Source organism: Halobacterium sp. R2-5 (assembly GCF_011734195.1).
Lineage (GTDB): Archaea > Halobacteriota > Halobacteria > Halobacteriales > Halobacteriaceae > Halobacterium.
The window spans coordinates 785,626-802,213 of the sequence record NZ_JAANTH010000002.1 but is presented as its reverse complement, the minus strand read 5'-3'; the positions used below and the strand labels follow the sequence as shown (position 1 = coordinate 802,213).

Here is a 16,588-nt window from a genome sequence, read left to right as displayed (position 1 = left end):
TAGCCGTTAGGCTTCGGTTTCGTGGCGGTCGTAGCGCTCCTCGAAGCGCGCCTGGCAGGACGAACAGCAGAAGTGGTAGCGGTCGCCGTCGATGCGCGCGGTCGCGCCCTCGCTGGTGACGGTGTTGCCGCACTCCGCGCACGCCATCGCGAACTCGTCGCCGCCGACGCTCGGCCGCCACTCCGCGTCAGCGAGCAGCGTCACGTCGTATTCGGTGAGGCGTTCGGTGCCGACCGTCTCGGTCACCCACGCGCGGACGTCCTCCACGGGGAGGCGCGCCGAGCAGACGACGTCCCCGCTAGCGGTGACGAACACGTGCTCGACGGCGTCCGCACCCCCGACGGCCTCCCGGACGGCGTCGCCCTCGCCGGGCGGGACCGAGAGCTCCACGAGGACGTTCGCGCCCTCGCGGAGCCGCGAGCGGTCGATGTCCACGGTGAACCGCTCGATGACGCCGCTGTCCCGGAGGCCCGCGATGCGGTCCGAGACCGCGGGCGCGGACAGCCCGACTTCGTCGGCGATGTCGCTGTACGGCAGGCGGGCGTCCGACGCGAGCAGTTCGAGGATGCGGCGGTCGGTCTCGTCGAGGTCGTGCATACGGGGGACTCAGATACGGAAACACAAAGCCGTTCCCCAGAACGGCGCTCGAATCCAAACCGAGACGGCTCGCGAGCCGAACGCCGTGAGGCGTAACTGCATTAGGACAGCAGCCCGTATCTTCTCGCATGTCTCAGACCATCACCGTCGAAGGCATGAGCTGTGGCGGCTGCGAGGAGACCGTCGAGGACGCCCTGGAGGGCGTCGAAGGCGTCGAGTCCGCGAGCGCGGACCGCGAGGACAGCGCCGCGACCGTCGAGGGCGACGCGGAGACGGACGCCCTCGTGGCGGCGGTCGAGGACGCCGGCTACGAGGCGTCCGCCTGAGCGGCGGCGTGCCGGGGCCGGGCCTGTTAACTGGCGCCCGCGCCAACACGGAGGTATGGCGACGGAGACAGCGACGTTCGGCGGCGGGTGTTTCTGGTGCGTGGAAGCGGCGTTCGAGCAGCTCGCCGGCGTCGAGGACGTCACTTCGGGGTACGCGGGCGGCCACGTCGAAGACCCCTCCTACCGCGAGGTCTGCAACGGCACGACCGGCCACGCGGAGGTCGTCCAGGTCGAGTACGACACCGACGAGCTCGCGTACGAGGACCTCCTCGAAGTGTTCTTCAAGGTCCACGACCCCACGACGCTGAACCGCCAGGGGCCCGACGTCGGCGAGCAGTACCGCTCCATCGTCCTCTACCACGACGACGACCAGCGCGAAACGACGGAGGCGTTCGTGGACCGGCTGGACGACGAGTACGAGGACAGCGTTGTCACCGAGATCGAGCCGCTGGAGGCGTTCTACCGCGCGGAGGACAAACACCAGAACTACTTCGAGAAGCACCCGAACCAGGCGTACTGCTCGGTGAACGTCGCGCCGAAGGTGGCGAAGGTCCGCGAGGAGTTCGCCGGGAAGGTCCAGTAGCGGGCGCCGGCTTCCCGCCGGCTCGGCATCGCGGAAAGTTTCTTGCCGCTGCCCGACCCAGTTCTTGGTATGAGTCCACAGGCAGCGGGCGCGACCACGGAGGGGGGACGCCGTGTCGACTGACGAGGAGCCGACGAAGACCATCTGCCCGTACTGCGGCGTGGGCTGCGGCATCGCCGTCCGGCAGGGCGAGGAGCCGGACGACGTGCGGTTCGCGCCGTGGGGCGACGCCCCGGTCAACGAGGGCCGCGTCTGCATCAAGGGCGGCGCCGCCACGGAAGTGGTCGCCCACGAGGACCGCTTGACCGAGCCCATGATTCGGGAGGACGGCGAGCTCCGGGAGGCGACGTGGGACGAGGCGCTGTCGCGGGTGGTCGCGGAGATGGAGGGCATCCGCGACGAGCACGGCCCGGACGGGATGGGCTTTTACTCGTCGTCGAAGGTGATGAACGAGGAGAACTACCTCCTCCAGAAGCTCGCGCGCCGGTTCGGCACGAACAACGTCGACAACTGCACGCGGATGTGCCACGCGTCGACGGTGTACGCGCTCCGCGGGAGCCTCGGCGCGGGCGCGATGACCAACAGCATGGCCGACCTCCGGGACGAGGCCGACGTGTTCTGGATTCAGGGCGCGAACCCGGGCGAGCAACACCCGATCGCGAACAGCCAGTACTTCCGGCAGGCGGTGCTGGACGGCGCGACCGTCATCCAGGTCGACCCGCACGCGAACAAGACCACGGAGTCGTTCGACATTGCGGACTCGGACCGCCACATGCACCTCCAGCTGAAGCCGGGCACCGACATCCCGCTGTTGAACGTCGTCCTGAAGACCGTACTGGACGAGGGCTGGGTGGACGAGGAGTTCGTCGCCGAGCGGACGGAGGGCATCGAGGACCTCCGCGAGACCCTGGACGGATTCGACAAGGAGGCGGCCGCCGAGGAGTGCGGCGTCCCCCTCGAAGACATCGAGCGCGCGGCCGAGGTGTACGCGACGGCGGACAACGCCGCCATCTTCACGGGGATGGGGATGAGCCAGCACGCCTGCGGCGTCGACAACGTCCAGAACGAGATCAACCTCGCGCTCGCCACCGGGAACCTCGGCCGGCCCGGCACGGGCGTGAATCCGCTCCGCGGACAGAACAACGTCCAGGGCGCCAGCGACGTGGGCGCGATGCCGAACGTCCTCCCGGGCTACCAGCCCGTCGACGACGACGAAGCCCGAGAGAGCGTCGAAGACGTCTGGGGGTTCGAGATTCCCGCCGAGCCCGGGCTGACGAACGTCGAAATCACGCACAGCATCGGGGACACCGTCCACGGCCTCTACATCATGGGCGAGAACCCCGTGATGAGCGAGCCGAACGCCGACCGGGTCGCCGACCTCCTCGACGAGACGGAGTTCGTCGTCGTGCAAGACATCTTCCCCACGGAGACCGTCGAGTACGCGGACGTCGTGCTGCCGGCGACGACGTGGGCCGAGCGCGGCGGCACCGTCACGAACACCGACCGCCGCGTCCAGCGGATGCGCGGCGTCGAGAAAGTCCACGAGAACACCCGCCACGACCTCGACATCATCACCGAGGTCGGTACCCGGTTGTTCGGCGAGGACGAGGGCTTCGACTTCGACGGCCCCGAGGCGGTCTTCGAGGAGCTCCGCGAAGTCTGCCCCATCTACCACGGCATGACCTACGACGAACTCGGCGAGGAGGGCATTCAGTGGCCGTGCTACAAGCCCGGCGACGAGGGCGACCAGTTCCTCTACGCGGACTCCTTCGACACGCCCAGCGGGCTCGGGCAGATCGAGGGCGTGCGACACCAGCCCCCGCGGGAGACGCCGGACGAGGAGTACCCGCTCGTGCTGACGACCGCCCGCCTCGAAGAGCACTACAACACGGGGACGATGAGCCGGCGCTCGGAGACGCTGAACCGCCAGCACCCCGAGAACTTCGTGGACGTCCACCCCGCGGACGCCGAGCAGTACGGAATCGAGGACGGCGACGACGTGACGCTTCGGTCCCGCCGCGGCGAGATTACGGTGACCGCGCACGTCACCGAAGCGACGAAGGAGGGCGTGGTGTGGACGACGCCGCACTTCGCGGCGGCGCCCGGGAACGCGCTCACGAACGACGTGCTCGACGAGCGCGCGAAGATTCCCGAGTACAAGGCCGCAGCCGTCGACGTGACGGTCGCCGAGGGTCCGGACGCGTCCGCGGACGACTAGCTGCCGGTAGGCGGTCGTTCCCCGATGCGAGGGAGTGAAAACGGGGGTTTCGGACAGGCGTGTGTCGCGCGGGTGCGCGTTCAGTGCCGTTCGCGTGAAGAAGAGAGCTACCGGTCGTCAGTCGGCTTTCCGTGGGCCGGAACCGGAGTCGGACTCCGAGTCGGTGTCCGCGGACTCGCCCGGTGACGTCATCTCCTTCAGTTCGTCCTCGACTTCGGCGCGGCCCTTCTGGAATTCGCCGGTCGCTTTCCCGGACGAGCGCGCGAGCTCTGGCAGCTTCTGTGCGCCGAACAGGAGGATGATGACTCCGGCGATGATGGCGAGTTCGACGCCACCGAGACCGCCGAGAAACAGCGGGGTAAGTGTATCCATACGGGTACCAGTAGGAGAGTAGGGAGGGTATATGTTTGGACGGGGTGCCAACCACAAACAAACCCGGTAGCGACGCGGGTAACTCGGGGAAGTACGTCGGCGCGTCTCCGGTCGCTGGCCCGTCGCAGGCAGGGCAGGTGTGATGCAATCCGGACACCGGCGTCGGGAGTCGTGGCCGCCAGCGTAGAATCTCCCTGACGTCGTCCGGCGGTGGACGACTGTGACTCGGCGCGCACACGACAGCGGCGTCGACACACCGACAGCAGTCGCGCTATCGAGTACGGCTACTGTTCGCCGTCGGCGTCGAGGTCCGGTTTCACGCGGGAGAGCCGCATCGCGTTCCCCGTGACCGCCGTGGTCATCCCGGCGTCCCCGACGAGGACGGCGACCCAGATGGGCACCAGGCCGAGCGGGACGCCCGCCGCGAGGACGGCTTTCGCGGCGAGGCTCGACCAGACGTTCTGGCGGATGACGCCGTTCGTGCGCGCGGAGAGATCGTAGAGGTACGGGAGGCGCGTGAGGTCGTCGCCCATGAGCGCGATGTCCGCGGTCTCCAGGGCGGTGTCCGTGCCGGCGGCGCCCATCGCGACGCCGACGGTGGCGGTGGCGAGCGCGGGCGCGTCGTTGACGCCGTCGCCGACCATCGCGACCGCCTCGTACTCGCCGGTGAGGTCCTCGACGGCCTCGACTTTCTGCTCGGGGAGCAGCTCCGCGCGGAACTCGTCGACGCCGACCTGCTCGGCGATGGCGCCGGCGGTGCGCTCGTTGTCCCCGGTGAGCATCACGGTGCGGTCGACGCCGAGTTCGCGGAGGCGCTGGACGGCGGCCGCGGCCTCGGGACGGACTTCGTCGGCGACCGCGATGACGCCCTCCAGTTCGTCGTCGGTGCCGACGAGCACGACGGTCTTGCCCTCGCGCTGGAGGCGCGGCACGAGGTCCTCCAGGAGGTCGAGGCAGTCGTTGCGCTCGCAGAGGTCGCGGGACTTCTGGGTGACGACGCCGCCGTCCGTCGCCGCGTGGACGTGCGAGAGGTCGAACCCGAGGTCCGCGAAGTAGCCGGGCTTGCCGGCGTAGTGCGTGGTACCGCCGAGGTCCGCGGTGACGCCCTTCCCGGTGACGCTCTCGAAGTCCGACACCTCGCGGCCGGAGACGCCGCGGTCGTCGGCGTGCTCGACGATGGCGTCCCCGATGGGGTGCTCGCTGCGGGCTTCGAGGCCGCGCGCGCACCGCAGCACGTCCTCCTCGGTGTTGTCCGCGAGCGGCACGACGTCCGTGACCGTGAGTTCGCCCTTCGTGAGCGTCCCCGTCTTGTCGAGCGCGACCGCCTCGACGGCGCCCATCGCTTCGAGGTGGTTGCCGCCCTTCACGAGCACGCCGTTCTTCGCCGCGCTCGTGACGCCCGACACCACCGAGACGGGCGTCGAGATGACGAACGCGCAGGGGCACGCGAGCACGAACAGCGTGAGCCCGCGGAGAATCCACGTCGGCCACGACGCGCCGAACAACAGCGGCGGGACGACGCCGACGAGGATGCCCGCGCCGACGACGAGCGGCGTGTAGTAGGCGGCGAAGCGCTCGACGAACTGCTCGCGCTCGGTCTGGTTCGACTGGGCGTCCTCGACGAGGTCGACGATGCGCGCGAGCGTGTTCTCGGTAGCCTCCGCGGTGACCTGGACTTCGAGGTAGCCCGCCTCGTTGATGGTGCCGGCGTACACGTCGTCGCCGTCGGTCTTGTCCACGGGGACGCTCTCGCCCGTAATCGGAGCCTGGTTGACTGCGCTCTCGCCGTCGACGACCACGCCGTCCATCGGAATCTTCTCGCCCGGCCGGACGACCACGCGGTCGCCGACCCGGACCTCGTCGACGGGGACCGTGACCTCCTGTCCGTCGCGCAGGACCGTCGCCTCGTCCGGGGAGAGCTCCATGAGCTCTTCGAGCGAGCTGCGCGCGCGGTCCATCGAGTACGATTCGAGGAGCTCGGAGACGCTGAACAGGACCGCGAGCGTCGCCGCCTCGAAGTAGAGGCGCTCGCCGAACGCGACGCTGGCGGCGACGGCGCCGAGGATGGCGACCGACATCAGCAGGTCGATGTCCAGATTGAGGCTCTTCAGCGAGTAGTAGCCGCCGCGGACGATGGGCTGGCCCGCGACGACGATGGCGCCGAGGAAGAACGCGTCCGACAGCAACACGTCGGCGCCGAGCACGGACGCGACGCTCGCGTTCGACCCCGCGAGCAGGAACTCGAAGAGGAAGCCGGCGGCGAGCAGGACGGCGCTCGCCCACGTCTTCAGCGCGCGCGGACTCGTCCAGACGGAGCCGGAGCGCGCGGGGCCGCTCTCCTCGCCCTCGCTCTCGCCGGGCCGGCCGGTCACCTCGTAGCCCGCGGATTCGACGGCCGCGACCAGCGCGGCCTCGTCAGTCTCGGCGCGGTCGTAGCTGACGACGGCGCGGCCGGTCGTCGGCTGGGTGTCGATGGCGGTGACGCCGTCGACGCCCTCCAGCGCGTGCTCGACCTTGCCGGCGCAGGACGGACAGTCCATGTCCGGGACCGACAGTCGGGCGGTCAGGGCGGCAGTGTCGCCGCCTGCGGGGGGCGTGTCGTCGGTCATCTCGCTCGGACCTAGGCGACGCCCAGTTATTAATTCGGCTGTTAGGCAGGCGGCATCAGATAGGTGGTTGTAATAAAACCAGCGCGTCGTGTTGTTAACCGACTCGGTTGCGTTCGTTCCAAGAAGACTGGAACGACGGCAGCCGTTAACCACACCCTCCGAGTACGGGCCACCGTCGATATGTCTCAGTCCCCTCCCCACACTGTCTCCGGGCCAGACGTCCAGATGAGCGACGACGAAATCGCTGCGTATCTCCGGTCCCGTGGGGACGGCGTGCTCACGCTACACGTCGGCGACGGGCAGTCGTTCCCGGTCTCGTTCGGGTACGACTCTGCAGCGGACCGCTGCGTGTTTCAGTTCCTCTCGACGGCGGACAGCGCCACGCGTGACCTCGACGACGAGACGCCAGCCACCCTCGTCGCCTACGACATCGACTCGCCGGACGACTGGACGAGCGTCGTCGTGGACGGCCGCCTCGTCGAAATTCCCGGGCCGGGCGCCGACGAGCGGCGCACGTACGCCGAACAGGCGACCGCGATCGGGATGAGCGTCTTCGACGCCGACCCCGCCGAACTCGACGCCGCGTGGTATGAGCTCCGGCCGACCGACGCGTCCGGCCGTCAGAGTCCGTAGCTTCAGGCGTCGGGGTCCCAGATGCCCGTGACGACGGCGTCGTCGGCCTCGACGGTGGCGTACTCGTAGCCGCGGTCGTCGAGCTTCGGGTAGAGGTGCTGGGGGGCGCGGTCGTTGACCTGTACGAGCACGACGTCGTCGGCGAGCTCGGGGAGCGTCTCCAGGGTCTCGACGAGCGGGTTCGGCGGCCCCATCTGGCGGACGTCGAGTAGTTCGCGCTCGCGGTCCAGCGGCACGTCGGTCTCGGCGAGGTGCGCGTGCCAGTCGGTGGTCGTGGCCATGTCTGTACGAACGGCCTCGCCGGCCCACAGCGTTCTCCCGAACACGTTCGGGAATACTACTTGCGTCTGGAGCCGTTAGCTGCGAACATCTTCGCATGGCCCGCGCCCAACTCACCATCGACCTGCCCGACTCCGTGTGGATCTCCGAGATATCCACGAGGTACCCCGAGACGCTGTTCCGCGTGCTCGCGGCGTTCCCCGACGACGAACGCGGCGTCGCGCTCCTCGAACTCACGGGGCCCGACGTCGTCGAAGTGCTCCGCGAGATGCACGAGGCCGACGGCGTCGAGGACATGGAGCCGCTCGAACGCGACGACGAGTCCGTGCTCGTGGAGTTCGAGACCAGCGAGCCGCTGCTCCTGCTGACGCTCCAGGAGGCCGGCCTCCCGCTGGAGCCACCTCTCGAAGTGTCGAACGGCAGCGCCACCCTCGAAGTCGTCGCGCCGCACGCGAAGCTCTCCGCGCTGCGCGACCAGCTCGACGCCTTCGGGATGGACTTCGAAGTCGGCTACCTCTACGAGTCCGGGGACTCCGAGCGCCTGCTCACGCCCCGCCAGCAGGAGCTGCTCGGCGCCGCCATCGAGGCCGGCTACTACGACACGCCCCGCGAGTGCACGCTCACCGACCTCGCGGAGGACCTGGACACCGCGAAGTCAACGCTCAGCGAGACGCTCCACCGCGCCGAGGAAACAGCGATAAAACAGTTCGCGAGCAACCTCCCGCGGTTCGCCGACAAGGACCTCGCGTGACCCGAACAGGTTCGGGAGAACCCGCACACGCCGTGACGCCCTCACTCCAACCATGAGCGCCGTCCCCGCCGGACTCGCGACCGACCAGCAGCCGCCGATGACGGTGCCGCTGCGGTACTTCCTCGTCGGCTTCCTGTTCCTGCTCGCCGGCGGCGCCGTCGGCCTCGCGAACGTCCTCGGCGCCGCGCCCGGACTCGCGCGGCTCGCGCACGTCCACCTCCTGCTCGCGGGCTGGGTGTGTCTCACCATCATGGGCGCGATGACGCAGTTCGTGCCAGTCTGGTCGAACGTCCCCGTCCACTCCCGGCGGCTCGCGAACGCCGCGCTCGCGCTCGTGGCGGTCGGCGTCGCCGGCCTCGCGGGCGCGTTCCTCGCCACCAGCATCCACTGGATTCACGGCTTTGGCGGGCTGCTCGTCGCCGGCATCTGGGTGTTCGCGTACAACCTCGCCCGCACGCTCCCGCCCGTCCGCGAATTCGACGCCACGGAAGCCCACTTCGCGTTCGCGCTCGCGTGCTTCGTCGTGCTCGCCGCGCTCGGCTTCGTCCTCGCGTTCGACCTCTCGACGTCCGTGCTCCCCGTGGCGGGCGTGACGCGCCCGCAGGTCGTCGGCGCGCACGCCACGCTCGCGGTGTTCGGCGCCATCCTCGGCACCGTCTTCGGCGCGCTCTACCAGCTCGCGACGATGTTCACGCAGACCGAACTCGCGGGCCGCGACCGCTACCTCGCATACGTCCAGTACGCCTACCCCGCGGGCGTCGTCGCGCTCGCAGCGGGCCGCCTGTTCGCGGTCCGCCCGCTCGCCGTCGCGGGCGGCCTCGCGATGACCGCGGGCGCGTTCGCGTTCGCCGTGCTGCTCGCCGCGAAGCTCTACGAGGGCCAGGTCGAGCGCACGCCGATGCTCACCAGGTACGCAGTCGTCGCCGTCGCGCTCGCCGCGTGGAGCCCGCTGGCCGCCCGCGAGTGGGTCGCCGCGCCGCTCGCCCGGAACGCCCTGTTCGGGCCGACTGCGGGCGCCCACCTCCTGTTCGTCGGCGTCGTCGGCTTCGTCGTGATGGGGTCGCTGTACCACGTCGTCCCGTTCATCGTCTGGGTCCACCGGTACAGCGACCGCCTCGGCTTCGAGCCCGTGCCGATGATCGACGACCTCTACGACGACCGCCTCGCCGCCCTCGACGGCGCGCTCGTCACGCTCGGCGCCGTCACGCTGATTCTCGGGCAGGCCGGCGTCGCCCCGGAGCCGGCGGCCGTCGCGGGCGGCGTCGCACTCGCCGCCGGCTTCGTCGTGTTCACCGCGAACCTGGTGAACGTCGTCTACCGGCACGGCCGGGTGCTCCCCGAGCGCTTCCACAGCCGGCCGGAGAACGCGGACTGACGAGGGCTACGGCGCCCAGTCCGAGGGCGCGTACTGCTCGAATTCTGGATTCCGGGTTCTGGCGAGTGGCCGGAACGCGCGCTCGCCGTCGACGCGGAACGCCTCGATGCGGTCCTGGCCGAGGCTGGTGAGGTAACCGACGTACGCCATCGCGAGCACGTACGCGACGTCGTGGCGCGCGGGATTCACGGGGATGACGGCGTACTCGTTGCGCAGGAGTTCGGGCGGGTCGTCGACGCCGCGGTCGACGTGCGCGACGAGACCTGTCTCGGTGTTCAGGAACGTCCCGCGGTCCACGAGCGTGTACGCGTCCGTCTCGGCCGCGGTGAGCAGCGTCCTCCCCATTCCCTGCCCGGTCTCGCTGTACCAGTCGCCCGCGGGCTCGACGCCGGCCTCGCGCCAGAGGCGGCGCTCGCGGACGTGCGTGCCCGAGCGGTCGCCCCGCGAGACGAACGGCGCTCCCGCGTCCGCAATCGCGCGGAACGCCGCCAGCGGATCGCTGCCGGCCGCACCCGCGGGGTCGCCGGGCGGGCCGGCGACGAGGAAGTCGTTGACCATCACGGCGCGGCGGTTGACGCCGTGGCCGGCGCGCAGGAACTCGTCTTCGAGCGGGCGCGCGTGCACGAGCACCGCGTCGCAGTCGCCGTCGCTGGCGGTGCGGAGCGCGGCGCCGGTCCCACGCGTGAGGGCGGCGACGGAGCTGCCAAAGGCGTCCTCGAAGCCCGCCGAAAGGTCGGCGAGCAAGCCGCTGTCGTGGACCGTCGTCGCGGCCGCGAGCGTCAGCGACTGGCCGGCGACCGGGGTGTCCGGGGACCCGGAGTCACCGAGACAGCCCGCGACCGACAGCGCGCTGCCGACGCCGAGTGCCTGGAGGTACCGCCGCCTGTCCATGCAGGGACAACCATTCGAGGTTACAAAGACGTTGCGCGGTGAGTGAAAACAGTTACGCAGTCACAGGTCGTCGACGACGCGAACGCGGGTGACGTGACCGCCGCAGCCGCACTGGTCGACGTACTCGTAGGCGACGCTGTCGCCGAACGCGTCGTCGAGCGCGTCGTAGAGGTACTCCTCGGGGTGGCCGTTGTCGCCGTGCGTGACGAGGTTGACGTGGTAGCCAGTCGCCGTGGACTCGACCGCCTCGCGGGCCTCTGCGAGGACGAGCGCCCGGTCGCCGGCGTGTTCGTCCTGTTCGAGGTTCGCGGACCACGAGTTTCGGTGGACGCCGTCGACCGCCTCGGCGTCCTCGTGAGAGACTGATGCCATGCGTGTAGCTTCGCCGCGCACGCGGATGAACAGCGCCCCGAACACGTTCGGCGAACGGCCCGTGACGCCCCGCGAATCGCTTTTATATACCCTCCACCGAATCGATTCGGGAAGTTCGTCGGGAATCTGGAAACGCAGACCCGCTTGAAGGGGTATCCGGCACAACTACCGAGTGAAGAGGTGCCCACCAATGTTCGACACCACCCGACGGCGCGTGCTTCAGGGACTCGGAATCGGCGGAACCGCCGCAGTCGCGGGCTGCACCGCTCCGAGCGGTGAGAGCCCCGCCACCGAACAGCCCCAGCAGAACGCCGCGGCTCAGACGACTCAGCCCGACGTCGACCGCGTCGCGGCCGACCCCGCGGACGTCCCGGACCCGGTCGACTGGTCGGAGCCGCAGCACCACGACGTCGAGCTCGACGTGACGGAGGTCACCGCGGAGATCGAGCCCGGGGTCACGTTCAACTACATGACCTTCGACGGGCGGATTCCCGGCCCGATGATCCGGGTCCGCCGCGGCGACACCATCTCGTTCTCGCTCAACAGCCCGGACGGCAACTCGATGCCGCACAACATCGACTTCCACGCCGTCTACGGCACCGGCGGCGGCGCGGAAGCGACCACTATCGGGCCCGGGGAGTCCGCCGACGTGGACTTCACCGCGATGTACCCCGGCGCGTACATCTACCACTGCGCCGTCCCGAACATGGACTACCACATCTCCAGCGGGATGTTCGGGATGATCCTCGTCGAGCCCGAGGACGGCCTGCCCGAGGTCGACCGCGAGTTCTACCTCGGCCAGCACGAGCTCTACACCGACAAGGACGTCGGCGAGGAGGGCCACCACCAGTTCGACATGGCCGCGATGGCCGACGAGGACCCGACGTACGTCCTCTTCAACGGCGAGAAGTACCCGTTCACGCCGGACCGCTACGGCCGCATGCAGGCCGAGACCGGCGAGACGATCCGGGTGTACCTCGTGGACGGCGGCCCGAACGTCTCCTCGAACTTCCACCCCATCGGGAACGTCTGGACGCAGGCCCACCGCGACGGCGCGCTCGGGACGCCCGAGGAGTACGTCCAGACGATGAAGGTCCCGCCGGGAAGCTGCATGATCGGGACGATGGACACCCCTGTCCCGGAGACCATCAAGCTCGTCGACCACGCGCTCTCCCGGGTCGCCCGCAAGGGACTGCTCGCGGAGATCGAGGTCGGCGGCGAGCCCGACGAGGAGATCTTCGACCCCGACCCGAGCGAATAGCGCGATAACCGCCAGTCCGGTCACTCACCCCGTTCCGCCAGTCCCCGCGGCCGCGCCGTCTCTTTCGTCGACCACACACGAACACGTTCGGGGCTACGCATAGCGGTGCGGCGACCGTCTCGTGAAACATGTACGGCCTGGGCTCGCACTCAGACGACGCGCTCGCCCCCGAGGGGGAGTTCGACCCCGACGTGAACCCCGAACCCGGCCCGTTCCTCGCCGGGCACGACGTCCTCGACGGCGACGAGCACGTCGAGTTCCACGGGCTCACGCGCGAGCTGTTCGAGGAGCGCGGCGTCTACGACATGACCTTCGGGTACAACCTCGCGGACCTCAACCTCGACACGCGCCACGAGAGCGCGGGCTACCGGTACGCCGTCGACGCCGACGACCCGTCCGTGCTGCGCGCGGAGTTCACGCCGACGACCGCGTTCTGCCCGCAGAGCCACACCCTCACCAAGGGGTCGTTCCGCGCGTGGAACGGCCTCAGCGACCGCCACGACTACGAAATCGTCCGCGTGCAGGTCGACCCGATGCACCAGCGCGCCGCGGACATCAACGACGAGCTCGCCGACCTCGCGGATTCGTTCCGCGAGACAGGGGAACTGCCCGACGAGGACGCCGGGGAGGCGTCGCCGAGCGGCGCACCGTTCTGATGACCACCGTCGCCCGCGTCGTCGCCGCGCGCCGCCTCCAGGTCGCGGCCGTCGCCGTCGCCGCGGTGCTGGGGTTCCTCGCCGACGGCCCCGGCGCCGTCCCGATCGCCGCCGTAATCGGTTTCTTCGCGGCGAAGTCCGTCGAGAGCCTGCGGCTCGCGGTCGCGTGACGAACACCTTCGGGGAAACCGGTTGGCGGGTGTGCCCCGAACCGACAGACATGGCGACGACTGCCGACACCGACGCCCGCCTCGACGCGCGGGAAATCGACGGGGAACCGTTCAGCGACATCGTCGCAGCACTGGAGGGGCTCGGCGACGGCGAGACGCTCCTGCTCGTCAACAGCTTCGAGCCGGAGCCGCTGTACAACGTCCTCGAAGACCGCGGGTTCGCCTACGAGACCGAGCAGGCCACCGCCGACGAGTGGCGCGTCTACATCACGCCCGAATAAGGAGACCCCTCTTCAGTCCGCGTGCGCGTCCCCGGAGCCGCCGGCCGCGTCCGGGACGCCGCGTTCCGCTTCCGTGAGGTAGCACTTCGGGTCCGGGTCGAACGGGCCGCCCGCGCTGAGCGCACGCAGCCGCGAGCCGCCGCGGCAGATGGACTGGTACTGGCAGCCCGCGCACTTCCCGGTGAGACGGTCGCCGCGGTCGCGGAGACCGGAGAGGAGCGGGTTGTTCTCGTCGCTCCAGAGCTCGCTGAACGGGCGGTCGCGGACGTTCCCCAGGGAGTACCCCTGCCAGAACTGCGTGAGGTGGACGTTCCCCTGGTAGTCGACGTCCGCGATGCGCTCGCCGGTCGGGTCGCCGCCGTTCGCTTCGAGGTGGCGGTGGATGCGGTCGGCCTGCGCGTCGCCGAGTTCCTCTCGGGCGTACTCCACGAGGAAGCCCGCGTCGGCGTAGTTGCCGACGAGCAGCGTCTCGATCTCCTCGCCCTGCTCGTGGTACTCGCGGGTGAGGTCACAGACGGTGCGGACGGCCTCGCGGGTGTCCGCGAGCGAGAGGTCGAGGTTCGAGATGTCGGCGCCGCGGCCGCCGTAGTCGAGGTGGTAGAAGCAGAAGCGGTCCAGGCCCACGTCGTGCAGGAGGTCGACGACCTCCGGCAGGTCGGGCGCGTTCGCTTCCGTGATAGTGTACCGAAGGCCGGTCTTGAGGCCGGCGTCGAGGCTGTTCTCGATGCCGCGGACGGCCGCGTCGAAGGCGCCCTCCTCGCCGCGGAACTCGTCGTTGCGCTCCGGGAGGCCGTCCACGGAGACGCCCGCGTACTTCAGGCCGGCGTCGCGCAGGGCTCCGGCGCGCTCCTCGGTCATCAGCGTGCCGTTCGTCGAGAGCACGGGCCGGATGCCGCGGTCGCTGGCGTACGCGACGAGCTCCTCGAGGTCGTCGCGGACCATCGGCTCCCCGCCCGAGAAGAGGACGACCGGGATGCCGAAGTCGGCGAGGTCGTCGAGCAGGTCCTTGCCCTCCGCGGTGGAGAGTTCGCCGGGCGCGGTCTCGGTGTCGGCGGCCGCGTAGCAGTGCGAGCAGTAGAGGTTGCACTGCTTCGTGAGGTTCCAGACGACCACCGGGCGCTGCTGTTTCTCCTCGGTGATCTGCTCGCGGCTGGAGTCGTCGGCGGCGTCGTACCGCAGGCCGTCGCTCTCGGCGTCTAGCCCACAGAGCAGCTTGCTGACGGAGATCACGCCGACTCACCTCCCAGCGTGTGCGCGGTGAAGCGGCGCGTCTCATCGGCGGGGCAGACCCAGACGTCCCGCGCCGTCCAGTCGAACAGGTCGCTCGCGCGGTCGTGGGCCGCGTCGGCGTCCCCCGCGGTGACGCTGCCGACGTGCTTCAGGGGGCCGTCGGCGTCCTCGCGCACGAACACCTCCCACTCGCGGCCGGTCGCCGACCGCGGCGCGTCCAGCACGCGCGTTCTGTCCTCGGAGTCCATGCGCTCGACTTACGCCCCCGGTCAAAAGGCGGCCACGGACGTTCCCGTCGACTGGGAACGTCCCCGCCGAACAAAGTCACCGTCGGCCATCGCTCCACGTGAGGCGGCGCTGTCGCGCCGGAGTTGGTTGTCACCTGTCACCCGCCGCCTCACCTGCAACGATGACGCCAGTAAACACCGACGAGCGCCCGTTCGTGCTCATCTGGGAAGTGACGCAGGCGTGCGAGCTCGCGTGCGAGCACTGTCGGGCCGACGCGACGCCGGACCGCCACCCGGACGAACTCACCACCGCCGAGGGGAAGGCGCTGCTGGAGGACGTCCGCCGCTTCGGCGACGGACAGCTCGTCGTGCTGTCCGGGGGCGACCCGCTCGCACGGGAGGACACCGTCGAGTTCGTCGAGTACGGCACGGACATCGGCCTCCGCATGACGGTCACTCCGAGCGGGACGCGCTCGCTCTCGACGGAGGCCGTCCGGGCGCTCGCGGACGCTGGCGTGAAACAGCTCGCCGTCAGCATCGACGGCGCAACACCGGAATCACACGATTCGTTCCGTGGAGAAACTGGAAGCTTCGAGGAAACCGTCCGCGCCGCGCGAGATGCCCGCGAGGCGGGTGTGCCGCTGCAGGTCAACACGACGGTCTGTTCGCAGACCGTCGACGACCTGCCGGCCATCCGTGACCTCGTGCGGGAGCTCGGCGCGGTGCTGTGGAGCGTGTTCTTCCTCGTGCCGGTCGGCCGCGGCCGCGTCCTCGACCCCATCTCGCCCGAGCGCGCGGAGGACGTGATGGAGTTCCTCGACGACGTGTCCCGCGAGGAGGAGTTCGGCGTGAAGACCACCGAGGCGCCGCACTTCCGGCGCGTGCGCGCCCAGCAGGCCCAGGCCCGCGGCGGGAGCGGCCCGCAGCGCCGCGGCGGCATCACCGCTGGCGACGGGTTCGCGTTCGTCAGCCACACGGGCGACGTCTATCCGTCCGGGTTCCTGCCCGAATCGGCGGGGAACGTCCGCGAGGAGTCGGTCGTGGACGTCTACCGGAACAGCGACCTCTTCGAGTCGCTGCGCGAGAAGGACGAGCTACAGGGGAAGTGCGGCGCGTGCTCGTTCCGCCACGTCTGCGGCGGCAGCCGGTCGCGGGCGTACGCGGTCACCGGCGACCCGCTGGGTAGCGACCCGCTCTGTCCGCACGTCCCGGAGAACTACGACGGGCCGCTGCCGAGCCGGCTCGGCGCCGCCGACGACTGACGCTGCTCGTCCGCTTCGCGGCGTTCGACCGCGACGTCGATGCCGTCCTCCTCGCCGAGTCGGATCGTCGCTTCTTCGAGGGTCGCCCGGTAGCGGGTGGTGTGGTAGCCGTCGTCCCGGAGCTCCGTCTGCGTCTCGAGGAGGCCGGCGTCGGAGAGCGCGTGGAGCTTGCGGTACGTCGAGGACAGCGAGAGGTCCGCGGCGTCGGCGACCTCGCTGGCGCTCACCGGCTCGCGGGCGCAGCCCAGCACGCGCCGGCACAGCGGGTCGGTGAGCGCGTCGAGGACGGCCGCGGGGTCGGGTTCGTCGACGGCCTCGAACGGGCCGCGGAGCCGCGCGTCGGCCTCGGTCTGGTCGGCGTGCTCGTTCGTCTGCATCACGCTGAGGTCGGGCCGCGACGCGGGTAGGCGGACGGCCGAACACGTTCGCCTCGTTCCCGCGGAGTGAGAACAGTTTCCCGGACCCGGGAATCGGCGACTCGTGCTTATCCCGGCA

Annotated in this window: 20 protein-coding genes; 11 read left to right on the top strand and 9 right to left on the bottom strand. The window is 70.0% G+C overall.

Annotated features, from left to right (window positions below; translation table 11 throughout):
• Positions 1 to 6 precede the first annotated feature (6 nt).
• On the bottom strand, positions 7 to 597 hold the full coding sequence (locus G9C83_RS12905) for an AsnC family transcriptional regulator (protein WP_167246544.1): 591 nt from the start codon (positions 595 to 597) through the stop codon (positions 7 to 9).
• Positions 598 to 725: 128 nt separating this feature from the next.
• On the opposite strand from G9C83_RS12905, the gene G9C83_RS12900 reads away from it, so the two are divergent.
• The 3 genes from G9C83_RS12900 to fdhF all read left to right on the top strand — a co-directional run bounded on the left by G9C83_RS12900 (position 726) and on the right by fdhF (position 3,724).
• Positions 726 to 923 (top strand): heavy metal-associated domain-containing protein, encoded by a 198-nt coding sequence (locus G9C83_RS12900; protein WP_167246543.1) that lies wholly within the window; start codon positions 726 to 728, stop codon positions 921 to 923.
• 55 nt (positions 924 to 978) lie between these two features.
• On the top strand, positions 979 to 1,506 hold the full coding sequence (gene msrA, locus G9C83_RS12895; protein ID WP_167246542.1) for a peptide-methionine (S)-S-oxide reductase MsrA: 528 nt from the start codon (positions 979 to 981) through the stop codon (positions 1,504 to 1,506).
• Between the two features lie 112 nt (positions 1,507 to 1,618).
• Positions 1,619 to 3,724, top strand: a complete 2,106-nt coding sequence (gene fdhF, locus G9C83_RS12890) for a formate dehydrogenase subunit alpha (RefSeq protein ID WP_167246541.1) — start codon at positions 1,619 to 1,621, stop codon at positions 3,722 to 3,724.
• Positions 3,725 to 3,841: 117 nt separating this feature from the next.
• Here fdhF and G9C83_RS12885 read toward each other — a convergent pair whose 3' ends face one another.
• Positions 3,842 to 4,096: a twin-arginine translocase TatA/TatE family subunit gene (locus G9C83_RS12885; protein WP_167246540.1), complete on the bottom strand. Its 255-nt coding sequence runs from the start codon at positions 4,094 to 4,096 to the stop codon at positions 3,842 to 3,844.
• Between the two features lie 284 nt (positions 4,097 to 4,380).
• Complete coding sequence (locus G9C83_RS12880) at positions 4,381 to 6,705, bottom strand: cation-translocating P-type ATPase (protein WP_167246539.1); 2,325 nt, start codon at positions 6,703 to 6,705, stop codon at positions 4,381 to 4,383.
• A gap of 180 nt (positions 6,706 to 6,885) precedes the next feature.
• Here G9C83_RS12880 and G9C83_RS12875 point away from each other — a divergent pair, with 180 nt between their 5' ends.
• Entirely contained in the window at positions 6,886 to 7,338 is a 453-nt protein-coding gene (locus G9C83_RS12875; RefSeq protein ID WP_167246538.1) for a pyridoxamine 5'-phosphate oxidase family protein, read from the top strand.
• 2 nt (positions 7,339 to 7,340) lie between these two features.
• Here the strand turns inward: G9C83_RS12875 and G9C83_RS12870 are convergent, their stop codons facing one another.
• The gene (locus tag G9C83_RS12870) at positions 7,341 to 7,619 is read right to left on the bottom strand and encodes a DUF2249 domain-containing protein (RefSeq protein WP_167246537.1); all 279 of its coding nucleotides are present in this window, start codon (positions 7,617 to 7,619) and stop codon (positions 7,341 to 7,343) included.
• A 95-nt stretch (positions 7,620 to 7,714) separates the two neighbouring features.
• On the opposite strand from G9C83_RS12870, the gene G9C83_RS12865 reads away from it, so the two are divergent.
• The gene (locus tag G9C83_RS12865; RefSeq protein ID WP_167246536.1) at positions 7,715 to 8,368 is read left to right on the top strand and encodes a helix-turn-helix domain-containing protein; all 654 of its coding nucleotides are present in this window, start codon (positions 7,715 to 7,717) and stop codon (positions 8,366 to 8,368) included.
• A gap of 52 nt (positions 8,369 to 8,420) precedes the next feature.
• A complete protein-coding gene (locus G9C83_RS12860; protein ID WP_167246535.1) occupies positions 8,421 to 9,743 on the top strand; it encodes a hypothetical protein in 1,323 nt (440 codons plus the stop codon).
• Between the two features lie 6 nt (positions 9,744 to 9,749).
• Here G9C83_RS12860 and G9C83_RS12855 read toward each other — a convergent pair whose 3' ends face one another.
• Positions 9,750 to 10,634 carry a substrate-binding domain-containing protein gene (locus tag G9C83_RS12855; RefSeq protein WP_167246534.1) on the bottom strand — a complete coding sequence of 295 codons (885 nt, stop codon included), beginning with the start codon at positions 10,632 to 10,634 and terminating at the stop codon, positions 9,750 to 9,752.
• Positions 10,635 to 10,694: 60 nt separating this feature from the next.
• Positions 10,695 to 11,006, bottom strand: coding sequence for a CGCGG family rSAM-modified RiPP protein (locus G9C83_RS12850; RefSeq protein ID WP_167246533.1), 312 nt, complete (start codon positions 11,004 to 11,006; stop codon positions 10,695 to 10,697).
• A 190-nt stretch (positions 11,007 to 11,196) separates the two neighbouring features.
• On the opposite strand from G9C83_RS12850, the gene nirK reads away from it, so the two are divergent.
• From nirK to G9C83_RS12830, 4 genes are all read left to right on the top strand, one after another.
• The gene (gene nirK / locus G9C83_RS12845) at positions 11,197 to 12,267 is read left to right on the top strand and encodes a copper-containing nitrite reductase (protein WP_167246532.1); all 1,071 of its coding nucleotides are present in this window, start codon (positions 11,197 to 11,199) and stop codon (positions 12,265 to 12,267) included.
• A gap of 128 nt (positions 12,268 to 12,395) precedes the next feature.
• On the top strand, positions 12,396 to 12,923 hold the full coding sequence (locus G9C83_RS12840) for a hypothetical protein (protein WP_167246531.1): 528 nt from the start codon (positions 12,396 to 12,398) through the stop codon (positions 12,921 to 12,923).
• Positions 12,923 to 13,093 carry a hypothetical protein gene (locus G9C83_RS12835; protein ID WP_167246530.1) on the top strand — a complete coding sequence of 57 codons (171 nt, stop codon included), beginning with the start codon at positions 12,923 to 12,925 and terminating at the stop codon, positions 13,091 to 13,093. Before G9C83_RS12840 ends, G9C83_RS12835 begins: the two co-directional genes overlap by 1 nt.
• 50 nt (positions 13,094 to 13,143) lie before the next feature.
• Positions 13,144 to 13,374, top strand: a complete 231-nt coding sequence (locus G9C83_RS12830) for a DUF2249 domain-containing protein (RefSeq protein WP_167246529.1) — start codon at positions 13,144 to 13,146, stop codon at positions 13,372 to 13,374.
• 12 nt (positions 13,375 to 13,386) lie between these two features.
• Here the strand turns inward: G9C83_RS12830 and G9C83_RS12825 are convergent, their stop codons facing one another.
• Positions 13,387 to 14,604 (bottom strand): TIGR04347 family pseudo-SAM/SPASM protein, encoded by a 1,218-nt coding sequence (locus G9C83_RS12825; RefSeq protein WP_167246528.1) that lies wholly within the window; start codon positions 14,602 to 14,604, stop codon positions 13,387 to 13,389.
• Positions 14,601 to 14,852: an Htur_1727 family rSAM-partnered candidate RiPP gene (locus G9C83_RS12820; protein WP_167246527.1), complete on the bottom strand. Its 252-nt coding sequence runs from the start codon at positions 14,850 to 14,852 to the stop codon at positions 14,601 to 14,603. The genes G9C83_RS12825 and G9C83_RS12820 overlap by 4 nt, the downstream gene beginning before the upstream one ends.
• 161 nt (positions 14,853 to 15,013) lie before the next feature.
• Between G9C83_RS12820 and G9C83_RS12815 the strand changes: the two genes are divergently transcribed.
• Positions 15,014 to 16,093, top strand: coding sequence for a TIGR04053 family radical SAM/SPASM domain-containing protein (locus G9C83_RS12815; protein WP_167246526.1), 1,080 nt, complete (start codon positions 15,014 to 15,016; stop codon positions 16,091 to 16,093).
• Here G9C83_RS12815 and G9C83_RS12810 read toward each other — a convergent pair.
• The gene (locus tag G9C83_RS12810) at positions 16,048 to 16,470 is read right to left on the bottom strand and encodes a helix-turn-helix domain-containing protein (RefSeq protein ID WP_167246525.1); all 423 of its coding nucleotides are present in this window, start codon (positions 16,468 to 16,470) and stop codon (positions 16,048 to 16,050) included. The two genes, G9C83_RS12815 and G9C83_RS12810, sit on opposite strands and share 46 nt — an antisense overlap.
• Positions 16,471 to 16,588: the final 118 nt, after the last annotated feature.